Source organism: Streptomyces sp. NBC_00631, from assembly GCF_045206895.1.
Classification (GTDB): domain Bacteria; phylum Actinomycetota; class Actinomycetes; order Streptomycetales; family Streptomycetaceae; genus Streptomyces.
Genome location: NZ_CP107734.1, coordinates 10,881,589 through 10,902,613 on the forward strand (window position 1 = coordinate 10,881,589; position 21,025 = coordinate 10,902,613).

Below are 21,025 nucleotides of genomic sequence, written 5' to 3' on the forward strand. Positions count from 1 at the left end.
TGTGAAGGTTGTAAACCTGACGAGTATTCAACGTCAAGGCATGGCACGTGACGTCGTGAGAAGGGGCCGGGAATGGCAGCAGGTTCGTCGGTGCCGCCTCCGCTGGTGCTGCCCGGTACCCGCACCGGTCGCGACCCTGAGCGCTCGCTGCGGCGGGGTCCACGCCGTACCTCGCCGGAGGCCGTCGCCGCCAACCAGCGGGACCGGCTGCTGGACGGGTTCGTCCGTACCGTCGCCCAGGTCGGCTACGCCGGCACCCGGGTCAGCGACATCTGCCAGGCGGCCGGCGTGACCAGGCCGGTCTTCTACGAGCTCTTCAGGGGGAAGGAGGACGCCTTCCTCGCCGCCTACCACCACGGCACCTCCCTGGTCTTCGCCGCGATGGAGGAAGCCCGTGCCCAGGCTCGCGACTGGCCGGGACAGGTGCGCGCCGGCCTGGGCGCACTGCTCGTGATCCTCGCCGAGGCGCCCGCGTTCGCGGCGATGGCGATCGTCGAGATCGACGCGGTCGGCCCCGCCGGCCGAGAGGCCCGCGAACGCCTGCTGACCCGCTTCCGGGACTACTTCACCGACCTCCCCGACCTGGAGCTTCCCGTCCCCGAAGAGGAGCTGGTCGACACGGTGGTCGGCGGTGTGTACTCCGCGATCTACCGCTGCATAGCCACCGGGCGGACCGTCGAACTGCCCGCACTGCTGCCCGGTCTGGCCTTCTCCGTACTCGCCCCGTTCCTGGGCCCGGAACGTGCCGCCGCCTGCCTGTCCGCCCCGCCGCCTGTCACGGGCCCCCTCCCGTCCTGCCTGAACCCGGAGCCGTGAGCCGCACGCACCCACTACGGCGGAGCCACCGAGGCGACCGGCGCTCAGCCCGCGCGCGGCACCGCCGCTTTGAGCGCCTGGGTCCGAAATTCCTCTGTGCGTGTGCCCAGCTCAGGATTCGAACGGTGCCGGCGTACATGGCGCGCCATGCCGGTGCACGGCCGGCCTGGCCCGATGCCCTGGTTCCAAGGTCGCTGTCGGTACGTGTCCATCGGCGGCCGCGCGCCCCGACCACCGAAGTGATCATTTGGTTCCTGAAAAGGTGCTGCGGTCAGCATGGCGAGAGGGCACGATGGCGCGGTGCCTGACCTGTTGTGGGATGACGTCAAGAACTTCTTCGACCCCGATGTGATGGGCCCGCTGCCGGACGTGAGTGTTGCCGGCACCTCGATCGATGACTGGCAGGCGGTGTTGGACTTGGCGCGCTCACGGGGCTGGGCTTGTGAGTACTCCGAAAACGGTGCCGTGCTCCGGCTTCCACGAGCCGGGGTGATGTTGGCTCGCGGTGTCGAGGCCGGCGTGATGTTGAAGGTCTGGCCGGTGCCCGGGGTGTTGGCGATCTTTCGCCCCTGTGCGGCCGACTCGATCGACTTCGATGTCGACCTTCGGGAGCTCCAGGGTCAGGCGCGACTGAACGTGCTGTGCGGTTTCCTGCGCGCCATCGGACGTCGACTGAGCAAGCCCGTGCTGTTCGCGCCGGAGACTGCTTCCGGCCGGCCGGTGCTCGGCTTCGACGTCGACGCGGACCGTGTGGTCATTGTGGCCGACCCGCACTTCACCAGGTCGTAGCATCCGTCGTGGCACTGGACCTGTCGTCGCCCGCAGGCCGGGAGGCTGGCCGCCTCGGCGGTCGTGAGCGAGCACCCGGGCGTGCCGGTCGGCCAGGAGTATCCGCTCCTCGAAGTGTTCGCCCCCCCGATCTCAAAACTCAGCGGCATCACACGACGGGCGCGGTCCCCCGAGACGTCCTCGGCTGACGGACCGGTGTCCTGCGCCTTCGAAGGTCGAGCCGCATGGATCACGGAAGGTCACGGACGTCGCGCCAGAAAGACGAACTCCTTTCCTGGGCGGTCGGGCGCGTCGCGAACTCCATCCACCACGTATCCGTGCGCGTCCAAGTCCTGCTCGACTTCGTCCCGCCGGCGAAAGCGCAGCGTCGAATCCGATGTCAGCACCTGTCCGTCCGCCGCGAACCTGTAGGTCCAGCGGAACGTCACCAGAGGCCTGCTCACGTCAATCAGCTGACCCCAGGTCTCGACGGAGCCGACGCCTGGAATCCTGGTCACGCGGTAGGACTTCTCGCGGGTCCACTCTTCCCAGGCGCGTCTGGACGGGTCGCGCGTCTCGAAGATCAGACGCCCGCCAGGCCGCAGTGCTTCGTGGGCTCCTCGCAGGGTCCTCTGCCACGTCTGCGGGTCGGCGATGGCCTGGGCGACGTTCGCTGTCATCGTCGCAAGGTCGACCTTCAGCGGTGGCAGGTTCGTCGCATCGCCACAGATCCAGCGCACTCGTCCACTTCCCGGTTTGGTCCGGGCGACGTCGATGGACGCCTGGGCGGGATCCACACCTACGACCTCGATCCCACGGTCGGCCAGGAGGAGCGCGAACACCCCTGTGCCGCAACCGATGTCCAGTACTCGTTGAGCCTCGAACTCGTCTGCCATCTGCAGGTATGCATTGAGGTCGCTGCGGTCGGGGTCGAGCGGATCGTAGATCGCGGCGAGTCGTGGATGCGCGAAACAGTCGTCAGCCATGCGGCCGAACGTATGCAGAGCCGGGTCCGAACAGCTACCCGATTTCGCGACGGCCCCGGGACAAACAGTCCGATGTCCTCGGCGAGGTGGAACAGCGAGTGGCGCCACTTCTGGCCGCCGGCCCGCCGGCCACCCGCTTGCGCAACCGGAGGTCGAGGTAGCGCGGAACGAAGTACTAGAGGAACGGCGTCCCGGCGTCGAGCCCCGACAGCACCCTGCCGTACAGCTCCAGGTTGGCGGCAGGGTTGACGAACGAGTGCAGGCTCAGGGCGTTCAGGTCCCGCACGATCCGTTGGACGGGCACCTCCCGGTGCAGGGACGAGGCGCCCGAAGCGGACCCGATCAGGTCGGCGGCCTCCTTGCACAACCGCGCCAGATACCCGCACTGCGCCCTGATCCGGGCCCGTTCCTGCGTCGTGTACGGCTTTCCCTCGGCCGCCCTGGATTCGATCAGCCCCACGAAGTCGGCGGCGAGCAGTTCCGCCGAGGAGACCTTCATCGCGGCCTCGGCGAACTGGAGATGCGTCACCGGGGCCTCGTGCTGGCGCTCGTAGAAGGTGTACGTGATGCCCCGCTGATGGATGCGCTCCCCGAACCCCGTCACTGCCGCCCGTGCCAGACCGAGGGCGTTCGCGGCCGTCCACGCGCAGAACAGCAGCAGCACCGGCATCCGGTAGAAGGGGTCGGCGCTGCTGCGCCGCGAAGGGAACTCGCCCGCCAGCAACGGCCCCACCGGCAGCACGCGATGGGCCGGCACGTGAACGTCCTGCGCGACCACGGTGTTGCTGCCGCTCCCGGCCAGACCGGAGACGTTCCAGTCGTCCAGCACCTTGAGATCGGTCATGGGGATCGCCAGCCACAGCATCTCCGGCGGCCCTTGTCCGGTGTCGGCCAGCGCGGTCAGCAGATGCCAGTCGGCGTCCTGACAGCCGGTCGCGAAGGGAGAGTTTCCGCTCACCACATAACCGCCGTCCGCCGCGACGGCTTTCGAGCCCGGGATGAGCGTGCCACCGACCCGTACATCGGGATGGGCGAAGATCTCGTCCTGGGCCTTGTCGGGGAACAGGGCCGCGATGAACGCGCATCCGGCCTGGATCAACGCCATGAACCCGGCCGACCCACAGGCGGCGGAGACCTCGCTCAGCGCGTCGACCTGAGTCCGCAACGAGCTCTCGTAACCCCCGTAGTGGCGAGGGACGTTCATACGGTGGATCCCGGCGCCGGTGAGAGCCTCGACGACCTCGGCCGCCACCCGCCCTTGCTGCTCCGCCCGCAAGGCGTGCGAGCGGATGAGCGGTTGCAGCGCGCGTACACGTTCGACGAGATCGGTGTCCGAGCGAGGTACTGACGAACCGGCCAAGGGGCGACCTCCACTCTCGGGGCCCAGCAGGAACCCTCACCGTCGCGCCGATCCCGTCGACTGTCAACGCGCAGTCGGGCCAACGAGGTTGATCCGCCCCGCAACCACGAGACGGGCCCGCCTCCGGCGTCAACTTGGGTTCAAGAGAGCCCGCCAGTCGTTGACATGTCCCTGCCTTGTAGCTAGCTTCGCCGGGAGTTCCTCCCGTGCCCCTCGTCTTCATGGTTGGACAACGTTGTCACCCCCCATGGGCATCGAGACATCCGGTAAGTCGGCTCACCGCCCCGGGTTGCGCGCCCGACACGGAGACAACGTTGTCCACCTCGTCTCAGAGAGGAGAAACCCCCTGTGATGACACGAAAGTTGAGACCTCCCGGAACCGTGGCGATCGGTCTTCTCGCCGCCGCGGCGCTGGCCGCGGCCGGGCTGTGCGCGCCCGCGTGGGCGGCCGGGAAGGCCGCGCTCGTCACCGCGCCGGCGACTCTGGTGAACCCGTTCATCGGCACGTCGAACCAGGCCGACGACTTCCCCGGGGCCGACGTCCCCTTCGGCATGGTGCAGTGGAGCCCGGACACACCCTCGCGTCCCGACGGCGGGGGCTACGAGTACAACGACTCGTCGATCACCGGCTTCAGCCTCACCCACATCGCAGGCCCCGGCTGCGGCGCGGCGGGTGACATACCGGTCCTGCCCACGGTGGGTGCCGTGAACACCGCCGCCACGGACGCGTTCTCGCACGCGAACGAGTCGGCGTCCGCCGGATCGTACAAGGTCGCGCTCGCCAACCAGGTGACCACCGAGCTGACCACCACGACGCGCAGCGGCATGGCGCGCTTCACCTTCCCCTCGTCCAGCCAGGCCAACCTGATCTTCAAGTTGACGGGCAGTCAGAACGGTGCCACCTCGACACAGTTCACCAAGGTGTCGAGCACCGAGGTGAGCGGTCAGGTGACCAGCGGCCACTTCTGCGGGGCTGCGAACACGTACACCGTCTACTTCGACATGGTCTTCGACCAGCCGTTCGCCTCGCAGGGCAGCTCGGCCGTGAAGGCGTCCACCGCCTCCACCCCAACGTCGGCCGGGGCGTCGAAGAACGCCGCCGAGAAGCCGAACAGGCCGGTGCTGCACGGCAAGAACCCCAGCACACCGAACCCGAAGCCCACCAAGGCCACCAAGCCCACGCCGTCCACCAAAGACAGCGCCGCCCCAGCCGCCGCCGCCTCGAACGGCTACGTCACCTTCAACACCACGAGCAACCCGGTCGTACAGGCCAAGGTCGGGATCTCCTACGTGTCGGTCGCGAACGCCGTCGGCAACCGGACGGCGGAGAACACCGGCTGGGACTTCGACGCGACCCGCACCACCGCGCAGAACGCGTGGAACGGCGCACTGGGCAAGGTGCAGATCGCCGGCGGCACGGCCGCGCAGCAGCAGACCTTCTACACCGCGCTCTACCATTCACTGCTGCACCCGAACGTGATCAGCGACACCAACGGCCAGTACTACGGCTTCGACGGGAAGACGCACACCGTGGACGCCGGCCACAGCGCCGTGTACGCGAACTACTCCGGCTGGGACATCTACCGTTCGCAGGCCCAGCTCGAAGCCCTGGTCGCTCCCCAGGTCGCCTCCGACACCGCCCAGTCGATGGTCGACGACTACGCGCAGGCCGGGGTCTTCCCCAAGTGGTCCGAGAACAACGGCGAGTCGTACGTCATGGTCGGTGACCCGGCGGCAGCCATCCTCGCCGACTACTACGCCTTCGGCGCCCGCGCCTTCGACGCCACGACCGCCCTGGCCGACATGGTCAGGCAGGCGAGCACGGCCAACAACGACCGGCCCGGCCTGGGTTACCTGAACTCGCCGGGATACATGCCGCACGACGGCAGCTACGGCTGCTGCAACTTCTACGGTCCGGTCGCCACCACCCTGGAGTACGACACCGCCGACTTCGCGCTCTCCGCGATGGCCGGGGCACTGGGCGACACCGCGAACCAGAAGACGTACGCCAACCGCGCACAGGACTGGCGCAACGTGGTCAATCCGGCCTCCGGTTTCGTGGAACCCCGTAACGCCAGTGGCTCGTGGACCGGTGGCTTCGACCCCACCAGCGGCACCGACATGGTCGAGGCCGATTCGTGGATCTACACCGGAATGGTCCCGTTCGACATCGGCGGCCTGACGCACGCCAAGGGCGGCAACACCGCGATGAACCACTACCTGGACACCGTGCTGCGCAGCTACACCGGCGCGGGCGGCTACGCCTGGGTCGGCAACGAACCGAGCATCGAACTGCCGTGGGAGTACGACTACACGGGACAGCCCTACAGGACGCAGGGCACGGTGCGGGCCATCCAGGACCAGATCTGGTCGAACACCCCGGGCGGCCTCGCCGACGGCAACGACGACCTCGGCGCGATGAGCGCCTGGTACGTGTGGTCGGCGCTCGGGATGTTCCCCGAGACGCCGGGAACCTCCGATCTCGCCCTGGGATCGCCGCTGTTCACACAGGCCGTGGTGACCCTTCCCTCGGGCAGCACCCTGACGGTCAACGGCAACGGCGCCGCCGACAATGCCCCCTACGTCCAGTCCGCGGCGTGGAACGGCACGGCGTGGAACAACGCCTACGCTCCCACCACGGCCATCACGTCCGGCGGCACGCTGGACTTCACGCTCGGCACCGCCGCCAACACGTCATGGGCGACCGCGGCCGGCGCCGCCCCGCCCTCGTACGCGGGCGACACCACGGCGCCGGCTTCGCCGCGGATCGGTACGCTCGCCTCCTCGGTGGCCTCCGACCTGTGCGTGGACGACGCGTCTTCCGGCACCGCCGACGGCACCCACGTCCAGATCTGGGGATGCGACAACACGTACGCCCAGGACTGGATCATCGCCGGCGACGGAACGATCCGGACCCTCGGCAAATGCCTGGACGCCGATCACAGCGGTACCACCAACGGCACGCTGATCCAGCTGTGGACCTGCAACGGCAGCGGGGCTCAGCAGTGGACAGCCGGGGCAAGCGGGTCGCTGGTCAACCCCGAGTCGAAGCTGTGCCTCGACGACCCCAACTCCTCGACCACGAACGGCACCCAGCTCCAGCTATACACCTGCAACGGTACGGCGGCCCAGAACTGGAAACTGCCGAGCTGAGGCATTGGCGGGGTGCTCGGCAGCCCCGCCCGAGCCCTTCGGCGCAAGCGCGTTTCCGGGTGTCCCGACCGTAGGGTCGGGACACCCGGAAACGCGTCCGACCGGAACCGCCGAAGTCGACCGCGCGGCGCCCCCGTTGAAGGCCGGCGACATCACGATCGCCAACTGGAATCCCAGACCTCCGTTTGTGTCCCAGAGTTCATCTCCGAAGTGCTGCGGTCGTGTTGTCTACGCGCGTATCTTGGGCCGGTCGTACGCCGGGGCGGCCCCGCACGCTCACGTACCCACCTCACGCCGTCTGCATGAAGGAGACATCCTCCGTGTCGCACCCCTCATCCGAGGCCGCTGAGCCGCGTCCGCAGCGCTCAAGACGCAAGCGCGCCCTTCCCTACGGCATAGCGGGCGCCGTCGTGCTCGCCACGGCCGGTCTGAGCATCAACGCCATGGCCGCCTCGCACGAGGCCCTGATCGCCGAGGTCTACGGAGGCGGCGGCAACTCGGGCGCCACGTACACCAACGACTTCGTCGAGCTGGCCAACGCCGGCAGCGGCTCGGTGGACCTGAGCGGCTACAGCGTCCAGTACCTGCCGGGCGCGCCGACCGCTTCCTCGAAGTGGCAGTCGACCCCGCTCACCGGCTCGCTCGCCGGCGGCGGCCGCTACCTGGTCCAGGAGGCCGCGGGCGCGGGCGGCACCAAGGCCCTGCCGACGCCCGACGCCACCGGCTCCATCAACATGTCGGGCACCAACGGCACCATCGCCCTGGTCACCGGCAGTGACCCGCTGACCTGCCTCACCGCCGCCGACTGCCAGGCGGACTCGCGGGTGAAGGACCTGGTCGGCTTCGGCACCGCGGTGGTGCACGAGGGCAACGGCGCGGCGGCCGGCGCGAGCAACACCGCGTCCGTGTCGCGTGCGGCCTCCCTCGCCGACACCGACGACAACGCCGCGGACTTCACCGCGGGCGACCCGTCCCCGCAGAACACCGGGGACACCGGCGGCGGCACCACTCCCACCGACCCGGCGACCACGCCGCCTCCCACCACCCCGCCGGCCACCCCGGCGAAGATTCACGACATCCAGGGCGACACCCGCGTCTCACCGCTCAACGGCAAGACCGTCTCCGGTGTCACCGGCATCGTCACTGGCGTCCGCGCGTACGGCTCCTCACAGGGCTACTGGGTCCAGGACCCGAACCCCGACGCGGACCCGCGCACCAGCGAGGGCATCTTCGTCTTCACCGGCTCGACCACGCCCACCGTGAAGGTCGGCGACAGCGTCTCCCTCGACGCAACGGTCCAGGAGTACTACCCGGGCGGCCAGGACACCGGCATCCAGTCCGTCACCGAGCTGACCAAGGCCACGGCGACCGTGGTGTCCAGCGGCAACGCCGTACCGGCCCCGGTCGTCCTCGACAAGCACTCGGTGCCCGAGCAGTTCGCCCCGCAGGCGGGCGGCGCGAGCATCGAGAACCTGCCGCTGCGTCCGGACGAGTACGCCCTCGACACCTACGAGTCGCTGGAGGGCATGAACGTCCGCATCGGCAGCAGCCGGGTGGTCGGCGCGACGGACTCGTACTCCGAGATGTGGGTGACGGTCCAGCCCGACCAGAACCCCACCAAGCGGGGCGGCACCCTGTACAAGGGCTACGACGACCCCAACTCCGGCCGTCTCATGGTCCAGTCGCTCATCCCGACCGCCCAGCAGGCGTTCCCCGTCGCGAACGTGGGCGACACGCTGGCAGGCACCACCGAGGGCCCGCTGGACTACAACCAGTTCGCGGGCACGTACGCGGTCCAGGCCCGCGCCATCGGCACCGTCCACACCGGCGACATCAAGCCCGAGGTCACGGCGAAGCAGAGCCCCTCGCAGGTGAGCGTCGCCACGTACAACGTGGAGAACCTGGCGCCGGACAACGCGCAGTCGAAGTTCGACGCGCTCGCCAAGGGCCTGGTGACCAACCTCCGTTCACCCGACATCGTCGCCCTGGAAGAAATCCAGGACAACAGCGGCGCCACCGACGACGGTACGGTCGCCGCCGACAAGACGCTGGGCAAGCTGGTCGACGCGATCGCCGCGGCCGGCGGCCCGCGCTACCAGTGGCGGCAGATCGACCCCGTCAACGACAAGGACGGCGGCCAGCCGGGCGGCAACATCCGCCAGGCGTTCCTGTTCAACCCCGACCGTGTGCAGTTCACCGACCGTCCGGGCGGCGACTCCTCGACGGCCGTCGGGGTGACCGGTACGGGCGCCGACACCCACCTGACCGCGTCCCCGGGCCGGATCGCGCCGACGGACGACGCGTGGACCTCCTCGCGCAAGCCCCTCGCCGGCGAGTTCACGTTCCGCGGCAAGACGCTCTTCGTCATCGCCAACCACTTCAACAGCAAGGGCGGCGACCAGGCGATCGACAGCCGCTTCCAGCCGCCGGTGCGCGGCTCGGAGGCACAGCGCAACCGACAGGCCCTGGTGGAGCGGGACTTCATCGAGTCACTGGAGAAGGCGGACCCGAAGGCCGACCTGGTCGTCCTGGGCGACCTGAACGACTACCAGTTCTCACCCGCGGTCACCTCACTCACGGCCGACGGCAGGATCCTCACCGACCTGGTGAACACCCTGCCGGTCAAGGAGCGCTACTCCTACGTCTACGAGGGCAACTCCCAGGTCCTGGACCACATCCTGACCAGCCCGTCCCTGAGCCGCGACGCCGACTACGACGTGGTGCACATCAACAGTGAGTTCGCCGGGCAGACCAGCGACCACGACCCGCAGATCGTACGCGTGAAGCCGTAACGGCTCACCGCCCCGCCCGAGCGGCGCTCGGCCGTCCCACCCGGGACGGCCAAGCGCCGCTTCCGGCACGGCACTCGTGCCTCGCGGCATGCCCCCTCACCGTCGGCCGCACTCGGCTACGCTGCTCCGGGAGGTGCCACGTGACGGTGGGGGAGCAGGACTTGGGTGAGGTGCGGGAGTCCGCGACGGTCGTGGTGATCGGTGCGGGGCCGGCCGGGCTGACCGCCGCGAATCTGCTGCGCCGATCCGGCATCGACTGCGTCGTCCTGGAGCGCCGCAGCCGCGAGTACGTGACGCAGCGACAGCGCGCGGGCATCGTGGAAAGCCGCGCCGTGCGGATGTTCGAGGCCTGGGGCCTGGCCGACCTGGTGCTGGCCGGCCCACCGCACGACGGCATCCTGGAGTTCCGGGTGGACGGCGAGAGCCACCTCGTCGACGACAGCGACGGCTCCGAAGGCCCCGGGGCGCGTCTGTGTCCTCAGCAGGTCCTGGTCCAGAAGCTCACCGACGCCCATCTCGCCGACGGCGGCGACCTGCGCTACGAGGTGGCCGACGTCTGCCTGCACGACCTGACCGGCGACCGCGCCACCGTCCGCTACCGCTCCGCCGACGGCACCCCGCACACGATCACCTGTGCCTTCGTCGCCGGCTGCGACGGCGATCACGGCGTCACCCGCTCCGCCGTCCCCGACGGCGTCCTCACCGCCCACGCCTTCGACCACGGCATCGGCTGGCTCACCGTCCTCGCCGACGCCCCGCCCCCGGCCCACCCTCTGCTCGCCGTCAGCCCGCAGGGCTTCGCCGCACACTTCCCCCGCGGGCCGCACAGCAGCCGCTACTACCTGCAGTGCCCACCCGGCGAGCGCCCCGACGTCTGGCCCGATGCCCGTGTCTGGGACGCGCTGCGCACAAGGCTGGGCGACCCCGCCCTGACCGCGGGGCCCATCACCGACCGCGAGACCTTCCCGCTGCGCAGTCTCGTCCACGACCCCATGCAGTACGGCCGGTTGTTCCTGGTCGGGGATGCCGCCCACATCGTGTCGCCCATGGGCGGCAAGGGCATGAACCTCGCCCTGTACGACGCCGACGTCTTCGCCCGCGCCGTGCGCGACCATGTCCGCGACCACGACGACGCCGCCCTGCGCGCCTACTCCCAGCGCTGCCTGCGGCGCGTCTGGAGTGACCAGGAGTTCTCCCACTGGCTCACCCGGACCGTCCACGACGCCGGCGACGACACCCTCTCCGGCCCCTTCCTGCGCAACCTGGCCCGCGCCCGGCTCGACCGCCTCTTCACCTCGCCGGCGGCCGCACAGGCCTTCGCGGAGCTGATGGCAGGCCTGGACCCGCTCCAGGACCACCCCGTGGCCACGGACCGCTGACCCCTCACGGGAACAGACGCTCCACGTCCCTCAGCCGGCGCAGGAGCAGCCTGCGCCGCTCCCGGTCGATCTCGGTGACGACCACCGTGATCTCGTCGCCCCGTTCGATCGCCGCGACAGTGCCGGAAAGGAACGCGCCGCGGTGCAGTGACTCCAGGAACGCCCAGGGCTCCGGGTACTCGGATGGTCCGCCGATCATGCCCTGCCCCTCGCCCAGGGAGCCCCCGGCGGCCCCGGGCCGGTCCCGCCCGTGGCCCCGCGACCCGCAACATGGATACTGTCAGCTGATCGCGTCGGGGAGTGGGGGAGTGGGGGACAGTTGTGGGGCTGATGGACCGTATCCGCGGTGAGTTCATCGACATCATCGAGTGGACCGACGACGGCCGGGACACCATCGTGTGGCGCTTCCCGCGCTACGGCAACGAGATCAAGATGGGCGCCCGGCTCGTGGTGCGCGAGTCGCAGGTGGCCGTCTTCGTCAACGAGGGCCGGCTGGCCGACGTCTACCAGCCCGGCACGTACACCCTCTCGACCCAGAACATGCCGGTGCTGTCCACGCTGAAGGGCTGGAAGCACGGCTTCGAGTCGCCGTTCAAGGCCGAGGTCTACTTCGTCACCACCCGCCAGTTCACCGACTTCAAGTGGGGCACCCAGAACCCGGTGATCCTGCGGGACGCCGACTTCGGCATGGTCCGGGTCCGCGCCTTCGGCACCTTCGCCGCCAAGGTGGTGGACGCCGCCGCGCTGCTGCGCGAACTCGTCGGCACCGACCCGCAGTTCCGTACCGAGGAGGTCGGCGAGCACCTGCGCCAGCTGATCGTCTCCAAACTGGGCTCCGCGCTGGGCTCGTCCGGCGTACCGCTGCTGGACCTCGCCGCCCGGCAGGACGGCATCGGACAGCAACTGGCCACCGCACTGACCCTGGAACTGTCCTCCACCGGCATCGCCGTCCCCCGGTTCTACATCGAGAACATCAGCGTCCCGCCCGAGGTCGAGGCCGCGATCGACACCCGCTCCCGGATGACGATCACCGGCAACCTCGACGACTACGCCAAGCTCCAGGCGGCCGACGCGATCCCGATCGCCGCCGCCAACCCCGGCACCGGCGGCGACGCCCTCGGACTGGGCGTCGGCATGGCGCTGGGCCAGCGGATCGTGCAGAGCACGTCCGGTACGGCGGCCGCCCCGGTCCCGCCACCGCTGCCCACCGCGCCGCGCTGGTTCATCGCCGTCGGCGGACAGCAGCAGGGCCCCTACGACGAGAGCGCGCTGGCCGGACAGGTGGCGGCCGGCAACCTGACCCGCACCACGCTGGTCTGGCGCAGCGGACAGGCCACCTGGCAGCCCGCGGACCAGGTCCCGGAGCTGACACCACTGCTCGCCGACGTCCCGCCGCCGCTGCCCCCGCAGGGCTGAGATCCGCCACCCGGGATCTTCCGGCGACAGGTCACAAGGAGAAGCGAGTTGACGGATCAGGATGTCGCACCGGCGCCCGACCGGGCGTTCCAGTGCGAGGCGTGCGGCGGGGTCAGCGAGTACGCGCCCGGGACGTATGCGCTGCGCTGCCCGTACTGCAGGCACGAGCAGGACATCACGCCGGTGCCGCGGCAGGTCACCGAGCACCCGATCGAGGAGCTGGCCGCGCTGCCCCAGCGGGCCTCCGCGCCCGACCGGGTCAAGGTGTACACCTGCCCCGGCTGCCACGCGGTGACCGAGAGCGACACGCTCAGCGACAAGTGCCAGTTCTGCGCCACCCCGCTCGTCGCCGACGCCTCCGGCACCGAGCGCGTGGTACCCGAGGCGGTGCTGCCCTTCGGGGTGAGCCGGGAACAGGCCCGTGACGCACTGGCGAAGTGGACCACATCCCGCTGGTTCGCGCCCGACGACCTCAAGAAGGTCACCGAGGCGGAGACCTTCCGGGGCAGCTACCTGCCGCACTGGACGTACGACGCGCAGACCACCACCCACTACACCGGTGAACGCGGCGAGCACTACTGGGTGGAGGAGGAGGACTCCGAGGGCAACACCCGGCGTGTGCAGCACACCCGCTGGCACCACACGTCCGGGACGGTCGGCCGGTTCTTCGACGACGTGCTGATACCCGGCAGCAGCCAGGTTCCGGTGAAGGAGCTGGACAAGCTGGCCCCCTGGCCGCTGGCGGAGACGGTTCCCTACCAGGAGGAGTACCTGGCGGGCTTCCGTACCGTCCGGTACGACGTCGAGCCGGAGACCGGCCTGGAGTCGGCGAAGGCGCGGATGGCGCCGGTGATCCGCGCCGACTGCACGCGGGACATCGGCGGCGACGAGCAGCGGGTGCACTCGATGTCCACGTCCTACAGCGGCCTGACGTACAAGCTGGTGCTCCTGCCCGTCTGGTTCCTGACCTACCTGCACGCCGGCAAGGCATGGCCGGTGATGGTCAACGCCCGTACCGGCGAGGTCATAGGCGAGCGGCCGTACAGCGCGCTGAAGATCACCCTGGCATCGGTGGGCGGCGCCCTGCTGATCGCCGTGGTGGTCCTGCTCGTGATGATGCTGCGCAACTGAGGACGCCGACCGGCCCAGGACGACCACCCCCCGGCACCAGGAACAGCAACCGGGCACCCGCTACGAACAAGCGCAGATACAGTTGGCCACCACGGCCCCGACGTCGTCGCGGACGATCTGCCGGCGGCGGCTCTCTGCAGCGGTGTGGGCAGGAGCCGGGGAACGTCGGGACCGATGCCGCAGGTGAGTCATGCCGGGATGTCCTTGGGCTTCTGCGTTCGCTTCGGCTTGTCTCTCGTCTTCGTGGCCAGCCGGTCTGCGGCACCCTGGTAGGCCGCCAAGGCAAGGATCAGAATCTCGACGCCCGCGCTGGCAGCCGCCTTCCGGAACTTGTCTGAACCTGTCGAAGGCGTGCCCAGCAGCACCGGGATCCTCCCCTGGGGATCCACGGTGACGGTGATGATCTGGCCGGTCTTCAGCCCGTCCCCGGTCACCACGCCCGGAAGCGGCTGTCCCGACGGGTCGGCCAGGTCTGCGACGTGAGTCGGGGGATCAGCGCCCTGATCGACCCAGTACACGTCGGTCACCGTGGCCCGCTCCTGCAGGCCGTGGGCGTGCAGCGCCCGCTGATCCAGGCCCGAGAGGGTCAGGTGCATCACGAACAGAGCACCGATGGGCACCACGATCATCGCCACGACGCCCCAGCCCCTGGGTTCCTCCTCCATGCCCGGCACCATCAGAGCGAGGAGAGGAAACGTCAGGAGATAGAGCAGCGGATACACCAGCAACGTCACCCAGACGTTCTGCGTGGCGTGCAGCAGGATGCCGGCGCCGACCTCAAGCCCCAGGAACACCACCGTGATGCCCACCATGAGCAACGCGGTCCGGACCGCCAGACGGCCCCACCTCAGTATTCGCCCGGCCACAACACCCCCTCCATCGAATGCTCTGCCTCGACCCGCAACCGAGAAGCACGACCGACTCCCTTGCGCATCCCTCCTTCGACACCAGCTGAACAGTGACCCATCAAGGTCGCTGACAACAAGTCTGTTTTGGCGACACCCAGTGATTCGGACCAAGGGACAGTGGCGGGCCGCGTCAGCGCGACGTCCACCAACCACTCCAGTCCATCAGCCTGCGCCAGTGGGACGACGGCCGCCTGCCGGCCCGCTCCCGCACGGCCGGCAGGCGGTCCAGCGGAGCAGAGTCGCCGCGGAACAGCCGTGCCGCACGGCGCGAGCCCGGCCGCGCTGAGCGACCGGGCCCTGAAGTGGCCTGTGGAGCTCTCGGCTTTCTCCTGAGCGTCTCGACAATGATCATTACGGGTCCGCCGGCGAACTCCGCGGCGGTGAACTGCCGGCGCCCTTGCGGAACAGTGCCACTGCGGCGGTACGAACAGGACGAGGACGCTGCGCCCGAGGCCGCGGCGACCGCGATGGTCCCGGACCGGTCGCCGCCGAGCAGCCATCGAGTCTGCGATCGACAGCGCATGGCGTGCCTTGCTGAACCGGCCCTCCATCTGCTGCGGGCAGGCCGTCGCGGAGGTCAGGAGCGGATGAACTCCAGCAGATCCGCGTTGATCGTCGATGCCTCGGTGGTCGGCATGCCGTGCGGGAAGCCCGGATACACCTTGAGGATCCCGTTGGGCAGCAGCTTGGACGACAGGCGCGCCGAGTCGTCGATGGGCACGATCTGGTCGTCGTCGCCGTGCATGACGAGGACCGGCACCGTGATCTTCGTGAGGTCGTCGGTGAAGTCCGTCTGGGAGAACGCCACGATCCCGTCGTAGTGGGCCTTGGCGCCGCCCATCATTCCCTGCCGCCACCAGTTGTCGACGATCGCCTCGTCGGGCTCACGTCCCGGACGGTTGAACCCGTAGAACGGACCGGCCGCCAGCGCGCGGTAGAACCCCGTGCGGTTCGCCGCGAGCTGCGCCTGCAAGTCGTCGAAGACCGACTTGGGCAATCCACCGGGGTTGGCGTCGGTCTGGACCATCAGCGGCGGAACCGCTCCGATCAGCGCGGCCTTGGCCGCCCGGCTCTGGCCGTGTCGGGCCAGGTAGTGTGCCACCTCTCCACCGCCGGTGGAGTGGCCGACGAACACCGCGTCGCGCAGGTCCAGATGGTCGACCACCGTCGCCAGATCGTCTGCGTAGTGGTCCATGTCGTGGCCGCCGTCGGTCTGGGTGGAGCGGCCGTGGCCGCGGCGGTCGGCAGCGACCACCCGAAAGCCCTGATTGAGGAAGAACAGCAGCTGGGGGTCCCAGTCGTCCGACGAGAGCGGCCAACCGTGGCAGAACACGATGGGCCGGCCCGAGCCCCAGTCCTTGTAGTGGATGTCGAGGCCGTCGGAGGTGGTGATGGAGGGCATGGTGGCTTCTCCCTGTCCGTTCACAGCGATGGCAATTCAGGCACCTTTCGGACACATTGTCATCCCGTGTGCCGCAGAAGGGGCGTGTGACACCCTCAATGTGCACTGCACGCACAACCGGGTTCACCTCTGGCACAGTGCGCCGCGATGCCTGGCCGCGCCTTCGCCATTGGCTGGGGGACATCCCGTATTCCGCACGGAAAGCGCGGCTGAAGCTGGACAGGTCGCGGAAACCGTGGCGTCGTGCGACGGCACCGATGGTTACGGCGGCGGGGGCGTCGGCGAGGGCTTGCCGGCACGCTTCAAGGCGGTGGGTCCGGATCCAGTCACCGAGACTGATGTCCTTTCTGGCCAGCACCTTGTAGAGCTGGCGCACCGAGATGTAGTGCGCGGCTGCGATCTGCTCGGCGGACAGACCGGGGTCGTGGAGGTGCCTACGGGCGTGTTCGAGGATGCGCACCTGCAGGGTGGCGGCAATGGGCTCGGCTGCGAGTTCGGGGGACCCCGGATGGGTCGTGATCACGGCGCGGATGAGTTCGATGCTCGGGCGACCGACGAGGTCGGCGTTCTCCGCGGTGGTCAGGGCGGGATCGGCGGCCAGTCGGCGCAGGTGGTCGTGGGTCAGTGACGCCACAGGATGCCCCGGGCTCAGGATGACCGCGCACGCCGCGCGGATCACGTCGTGCGGCATCGCCAGCGCCGAATGCGGCACTCTGAAGAAGCTGCCCGTCATGCCGGCGTCGTTCAGCAGTGTGTAGGGGGACGTGGACACATGACGAGTTCGCCGGGCTGGATCACCGCTTCCCGGTCGTGCTGGACGACCATGCTCGACCCGACATGCTGGACGTTGATGAAAACTCTCGGTTCCATCGAGTCGCGGGCCAGGGAGGCAGTGCGTTCCACCCTCAAAGCGGTGGTCCGTCCCGAGCAGACGGTCAGATCGACGTGCACGGCGCCGGTGAAGGCTCGCGGTACCGACGCTCCCACCAGGCGGGCGAGGGATGCGCGCCTCGACGAGACGATGTGTTCACCGCTGTCGCCGCCATACCCTCCGGTTCCATCAGGACACTGTTGACCGCGGCAGCTCAGGTCCGACAGCAGCCCCCGTACCGAGTCCTTCATCCGGCGCCGTGGCTCAACCCGCGCGAACCGGTCCGCTGTCCGGTCAGCACGAAGCAGCAGGACCAAGCGATTTCGATCCAGGACGCGAAGTCCGCGGGCACGACCTCGAAGGACGCAGGCTGCAGATCGCCCAGCGAAGCCCAACAACATCGAGTTGGCAATGTTCAGCTCGAACGACACCTTTGTTCTCTGCGACCGCTGCGGTGTGCCTCATACGGCCAGACGATCCGTCCAAGCGCCCCGACCGTCCGTCAAGGAGAAGGCCCGGGAAGTGGTTCCAAACGGCAATGAGTTGTGTTCATCTTGAACGTGCAGGTCACGGGGGTGGCATGGGTGGGTGAGGTCATGCTCGTGCTGGTCGTCGGCGGCCGTCTGCGGTGAAGACCGCCGACTGCCATCGTGGCCGCCACCGCTTTGAGCGGACGGCCTTGGGACGCCTACGCGGCATCGCCCTTTCGGATCACCATAAGGCCGTCCTGCCACGGCTGGGCACGTACTGCTGTGACCGCGTAGGTTGGCCGGTCTGGTGATCGTGGCGGTTGGACGGGCGGCGACGTCCGGTCCACCGGTGGCGGTGCGGTGGCCGAGCCCGTCCGCGTGCGCGGACTGATCGACCAGGAGGGGCAGAAGCTGCAACAGGTCGTACGTCGAGGCAGCGGCAACTCGGTGCGCTACCTGCGAGCGACAATGCTGCAAGCCTCTCCGGGTGGGAACTGTGTGCCGGTGATCGCCCAGCTGGTGCAGGCCGACAACGACACCGTCCGGGGCGTGATCCACCGGTTCAACGAGATCGGCCTGGCCTGCCTGGTCCCTCGAGGGCGCAAGGCCGCCGTCTCCGCCGACTCGGCCCTGACGATGCGGACTTCGTCGGAGCGACGGCCACCACCCGCCCCGCCAAGCCGTCAAGGGGGCCACGGGCCACGCCGGTTGCAGCGATACGTGGTCTACAGGGCGGTCCCGGCTGCGACGACCATGCCTGTACTTGAGTCGATCAGCAGGTACAGCATGGCCGTGAGGATCAGAAGCGCGAGCAGTGCGACGAGATCGAGCAGCCGCTCGCGCCGCACCGTCCCGCCCGACTCCGCAGGGGGGACGGACGTGGCAGGGGGGCGGGTCGGGGATCTCGCAAGGCTCGGAAGGTGAGGTCGTCATGTCCTCCATGAGAGGCCACTCGTAGCCTGCCCATGTGAATGACGTACAGGAGCGGCCGAACGCCCGCACCGGGGTACGTCCCGAGGTGGCCGCAGCTGAACGCGGTTGTCCGCGCCTGTGCGCGGGGGAGGGGCCTAGCCTGTCCGTCCGGCACGTTACCAGCAGGCCGGTGAACTCCCCATCGGCCACGACCAACCGGTGTATGCGGTGGCGTTCTCCCCTGACGGCGTGCACCTCGCTACCGGCAGTCGTGAGGGCGGCCCCCGGCTGTGGAATGCGGCGAACTGCCAGCCGGACGGCCGGCCTCTCACCGGCCCCCTCGGAGCCGCCGTCCGTGCGGTGAGTTTCTCACCACCCGACGGTGCTCTGCTGGCCGCAGCGGGCGACGATGCGGTGGTGCGGCTCTGGGACATGGCGAGCCGACAGCCAGTCGGTGTACTCCCTACCAGCTCCGGAAGCCCCCTGCACGCGTTGGCGTTCTCCCCTGACGGCATTCTCTTGGCGAGTGGCGGAGCCGACGGAGTGGTACGGCTGTGGAACCTCGCCACCGGGCAGCCGGCCGATGACCTCCCCACCAGCTGTGAGAGTCCGCTGCACGCGGTCGCGTTCTCCTCGGACGGCACCCTCCTGACGAGCGCGGACGACGACGGGGTGGTGCACCGTTGGGCCCTGCGGGGCGCCGGAGGACAGGCACTGTCGCGAGCCGAGAGCCGGCACAAGGACCGTAACCACGGCCAAGAGCAAGCACTGCCCGCCGATCGGCGCGCGGACCGCGTTTGAGATCGGCGGCGTGGGACGATCGATCGGTGACTCGACGGCCCAGGAAGCCGCGACTTTCCTGGGCTCCACAGGTGATCGGCGCGGGACGGTGTGATCGCAGTGCCTACGAGGGCCGCCGCATGGGGCGGCGCGGTCCTGCTCCAACAATGCCCGCCTTCCGCCGGGAGGGCGGAGATAGCCTCGGCGCAGCCATCGTCCAACGGGGAGGGGTAGGAGTATGCAAGGGCAGGACTGGGTCGAACGTGCGGGAGAGCTGTTCGAAGCGGCGATGTTCGGCGGGGACACGTCCGCGCTGGACCGGTCCGATGACGTGCTGGACGCGGTCGAGGCGCCGCTTTCCATGGCTCGGGGCAAGATTCTGCACGTCCGCTTCCTCAATGACCGCGAGGAGAACAGAGAGGAAGTGGTTCTGTTCGAGCGCGCGGCCGAGTTGTACAAGCGTTTGGGGGACGCGTCGGGTGAGGCGGATGCGTTGTTCTGGGTCGGCTGCTGGCACCAGGTGGTCAAGGGTGACGGAGTCACCGGCAGGCCGTACTTCGAGCGGTCCTACGCTCTGGCGAGATCCGTCGGCGACCGGATGACGATGTCCTATGCGATTCGTCATCTCGGCTTCGCCGACAAGGACGCAGGCGACTTCGACCAGGCCCATGAGCGGTTGACCGAATCGGTGACACTGCGCCGGGAGATCGGCTTCAGGCCCGGGGAAGCGGCGGGCCTGGTGGCATTGGCCTACCTCGCGGCGGAAACCGGCGACCCAACGGCGGCGTTCCACCACCTCGACGAAGCACAGTCGGTCGCCGAGAACTGCGGTGCCAAGGCCGTCTCGGGGTGGATCGAGCAAGCCCGCACACTCATCCGCTCCTAGGACCAGATGGGGAGGTGCTGGTCACAGCCACTCGTTGGTGCTTCTTCCTCATCTGGCCGGTGTCAAAGTCTCGGCCGCCCGCCGCGCCTGGCCGCCCGCACCACGGAGCGCTAAGCAGCGATACAGGAACGGCTGGCCGCAGGCAAGACCCGGCCCGCGATCGCCCGGAACTGCGACTGGACAACTCCACGGTGCGCCGCTTCGCACGCGCCACCGACATCGCCCAGCTGCTGCCAAGGAGGCCAACCGAGAGTCCATCCTCGACGAGTACAGGCCTCACCTGCATCAACGCTGGAACGAGGGCTATCGCGACCCCTTTCACCCTGGCGCCCGCCAGAGCTGATGCGATCGTGGTCGCGCTTCATCCCCGTCAGGGGTGGTACAGGTCCCGCGTGTGGTCACGGTTGAGCGCGGCGGCCAGTTGCGTGCGTGGATCGCCGGTGGGGCGGCGGCGGGACCGTCCGATCGGCCATGTCGAGATCCCGTCATCCACCCACCGAGGAACGACGTGGAAGTGCAGGTGGGGAACGGACTGTTCCGATCCCGGTCCGCTGGCGCTCAGGACGTTGACGCCCGAGGCGTCCAGGGCAGTGCGCATGGCAGCCGCGACGCGCTGGACCAGCGTGATCGATGCGGTAAGGACGTCGGGCGGGGTGTCGAACACGTCCGTGAAATGCCTGGTGGGGACAACCAGCGTGTGCCCCGGCGCGAGCGGGTTCAGTGGGGTGAAGGCACAGGTCTCAGTCTCGCGGGCTACCCAACGCGCGGTGCCCTCACGGATGAGTTGGCAGAAGACGCAGTCCACGCCGCCAACCCTGCCACAGCCTGCTCCGAGGGTCCGGGCCCGGCGGGCGCGGACTGCAGGCCTTGGAGCTGCTGTCCTGTGGGCTTCACAGATGTCGGCAAGGCGCAAACGAGCGACTGCCCGTTCAGCCGGCACCCTCAGCCGCTCGTCTTGGTTCGGTGACCGGCGTCACACTCCGCTCCTGTCAGCA

The 21,025-nt window shown here is 69.1% G+C and carries 15 protein-coding genes and 4 pseudogenes; 11 read left to right on the plus strand and 8 right to left on the minus strand.

The genetic code is table 11. The annotated features are described in order from the left end of the window. Positions 1-72 precede the first annotated feature (72 nt). Together OHB00_RS49125 and OHB00_RS49130 are read left to right on the plus strand one after the other, a co-directional pair. Positions 73-816 carry a TetR/AcrR family transcriptional regulator gene (locus OHB00_RS49125; protein WP_406445313.1) on the plus strand — a complete coding sequence of 248 codons (744 nt, stop codon included), beginning with the start codon at positions 73-75 and terminating at the stop codon, positions 814-816. A gap of 300 nt (positions 817-1,116) precedes the next feature. Then, a complete protein-coding gene (locus OHB00_RS49130) occupies positions 1,117-1,605 on the plus strand; it encodes a hypothetical protein (RefSeq protein WP_406445315.1) in 489 nt (162 codons plus the stop codon). 239 nt (positions 1,606-1,844) lie between these two features. Here OHB00_RS49130 and OHB00_RS49135 read toward each other — a convergent pair whose 3' ends face one another. Further along, entirely contained in the window at positions 1,845-2,570 is a 726-nt protein-coding gene (locus OHB00_RS49135) for a class I SAM-dependent methyltransferase (RefSeq protein WP_406445317.1), read from the minus strand. A gap of 175 nt (positions 2,571-2,745) precedes the next feature. Continuing rightward, the gene (locus OHB00_RS49140) at positions 2,746-3,930 is read right to left on the minus strand and encodes an acyl-CoA dehydrogenase family protein (RefSeq protein ID WP_406445319.1); all 1,185 of its coding nucleotides are present in this window, start codon (positions 3,928-3,930) and stop codon (positions 2,746-2,748) included. Between the two features lie 351 nt (positions 3,931-4,281). Between OHB00_RS49140 and OHB00_RS49145 the strand changes: the two genes are divergently transcribed. From OHB00_RS49145 to OHB00_RS49155, 3 genes are all read left to right on the plus strand, one after another. Next, positions 4,282-7,083, plus strand: coding sequence for a lectin (locus tag OHB00_RS49145; protein ID WP_406445320.1), 2,802 nt, complete (start codon positions 4,282-4,284; stop codon positions 7,081-7,083). Positions 7,084-7,478: 395 nt separating this feature from the next. Continuing rightward, the gene (locus OHB00_RS49150; RefSeq protein ID WP_406446338.1) at positions 7,479-9,875 is read left to right on the plus strand and encodes an endonuclease/exonuclease/phosphatase family protein; all 2,397 of its coding nucleotides are present in this window, start codon (positions 7,479-7,481) and stop codon (positions 9,873-9,875) included. Positions 9,876-10,015: 140 nt separating this feature from the next. Then, positions 10,016-11,254: a 4-hydroxybenzoate 3-monooxygenase gene (locus OHB00_RS49155; protein ID WP_406445322.1), complete on the plus strand. Its 1,239-nt coding sequence runs from the start codon at positions 10,016-10,018 to the stop codon at positions 11,252-11,254. 100 nt (positions 11,255-11,354) lie between these two features. Here the strand turns inward: OHB00_RS49155 and OHB00_RS49160 are convergent. Next, positions 11,355-11,453: pseudogene (locus OHB00_RS49160) on the minus strand (RNA-binding protein); the annotation flags it as partial. Positions 11,454-11,584: 131 nt separating this feature from the next. Between OHB00_RS49160 and OHB00_RS49165 the strand changes: the two are divergent. Together OHB00_RS49165 and OHB00_RS49170 are read left to right on the plus strand one after the other, a co-directional pair. Continuing rightward, entirely contained in the window at positions 11,585-12,670 is a 1,086-nt protein-coding gene (locus OHB00_RS49165; RefSeq protein WP_406445324.1) for an SPFH domain-containing protein, read from the plus strand. A gap of 48 nt (positions 12,671-12,718) precedes the next feature. Beyond that, positions 12,719-13,801, plus strand: a complete 1,083-nt coding sequence (locus OHB00_RS49170) for a hypothetical protein (protein ID WP_406445326.1) — start codon at positions 12,719-12,721, stop codon at positions 13,799-13,801. A 188-nt stretch (positions 13,802-13,989) separates the two neighbouring features. On the opposite strand, the gene OHB00_RS49175 is transcribed toward OHB00_RS49170, so the two are convergent. The 3 genes and pseudogenes from OHB00_RS49175 to OHB00_RS49185 all read right to left on the minus strand — a co-directional run. Next, positions 13,990-14,613, minus strand: a complete 624-nt coding sequence (locus tag OHB00_RS49175; RefSeq protein ID WP_406445328.1) for a hypothetical protein — start codon at positions 14,611-14,613, stop codon at positions 13,990-13,992. A 673-nt stretch (positions 14,614-15,286) separates the two neighbouring features. Next, positions 15,287-16,111 (minus strand): alpha/beta fold hydrolase, encoded by an 825-nt coding sequence (locus OHB00_RS49180; protein WP_406445329.1) that lies wholly within the window; start codon positions 16,109-16,111, stop codon positions 15,287-15,289. 208 nt (positions 16,112-16,319) lie between these two features. Continuing rightward, positions 16,320-16,802 (minus strand): annotated as a pseudogene (locus OHB00_RS49185) (AraC family transcriptional regulator); the annotation flags it as partial. A gap of 1,010 nt (positions 16,803-17,812) precedes the next feature. On the opposite strand from OHB00_RS49185, the pseudogene OHB00_RS49190 reads away from it, so the two are divergent. Continuing rightward, positions 17,813-18,132 (plus strand): annotated as a pseudogene (locus OHB00_RS49190) (helix-turn-helix domain-containing protein); the annotation flags it as partial. A gap of 45 nt (positions 18,133-18,177) precedes the next feature. Here OHB00_RS49190 and OHB00_RS49195 read toward each other — a convergent pair. Then, a complete protein-coding gene (locus tag OHB00_RS49195; protein WP_406446394.1) occupies positions 18,178-18,300 on the minus strand; it encodes a hypothetical protein in 123 nt (40 codons plus the stop codon). A gap of 265 nt (positions 18,301-18,565) precedes the next feature. Here OHB00_RS49195 and OHB00_RS49200 point away from each other — a divergent pair. From OHB00_RS49200 to OHB00_RS49210, 3 genes and pseudogenes are all read left to right on the plus strand, one after another. Continuing rightward, positions 18,566-18,841 (plus strand): annotated as a pseudogene (locus OHB00_RS49200) (WD40 repeat domain-containing protein); the annotation flags it as partial. 42 nt (positions 18,842-18,883) lie between these two features. Next, on the plus strand, positions 18,884-19,165 hold the full coding sequence (locus tag OHB00_RS49205) for a WD40 repeat domain-containing protein (RefSeq protein WP_406445331.1): 282 nt from the start codon (positions 18,884-18,886) through the stop codon (positions 19,163-19,165). 217 nt (positions 19,166-19,382) lie between these two features. After that, positions 19,383-20,030 carry a tetratricopeptide repeat protein gene (locus tag OHB00_RS49210; protein ID WP_406445332.1) on the plus strand — a complete coding sequence of 216 codons (648 nt, stop codon included), beginning with the start codon at positions 19,383-19,385 and terminating at the stop codon, positions 20,028-20,030. 370 nt (positions 20,031-20,400) lie between these two features. Here OHB00_RS49210 and OHB00_RS49215 read toward each other — a convergent pair whose 3' ends face one another. Further along, positions 20,401-20,835, minus strand: a complete 435-nt coding sequence (locus OHB00_RS49215; protein ID WP_406445333.1) for an HIT family protein — start codon at positions 20,833-20,835, stop codon at positions 20,401-20,403. Positions 20,836-21,025: the final 190 nt, after the last annotated feature.

Bases quoted from the DNA above. Each gene is read 5' to 3' on its own strand.
- OHB00_RS49165 (WP_406445324.1), top strand. From the start codon at position 11,585: ATGGACCGTATCCGCGGTGAGTTCATCGACATCATCGAGTGGACCGAC.
- OHB00_RS49145 (WP_406445320.1), top strand. From the start codon at position 4,282: ATGACACGAAAGTTGAGACCTCCCGGAACCGTGGCGATCGGTCTTCTC.
- OHB00_RS49210 (WP_406445332.1), top strand. From the start codon at position 19,383: ATGCAAGGGCAGGACTGGGTCGAACGTGCGGGAGAGCTGTTCGAAGCG.
- OHB00_RS49175 (WP_406445328.1), bottom strand. From the start codon at position 14,613: ATGGTGGGCATCACGGTGGTGTTCCTGGGGCTTGAGGTCGGCGCCGGC.
- OHB00_RS49180 (WP_406445329.1), bottom strand. From the start codon at position 16,111: ATGCCCTCCATCACCACCTCCGACGGCCTCGACATCCACTACAAGGAC.
- OHB00_RS49125 (WP_406445313.1), top strand. From the start codon at position 73: ATGGCAGCAGGTTCGTCGGTGCCGCCTCCGCTGGTGCTGCCCGGTACC.
- OHB00_RS49135 (WP_406445317.1), bottom strand. From the start codon at position 2,570: ATGGCTGACGACTGTTTCGCGCATCCACGACTCGCCGCGATCTACGAT.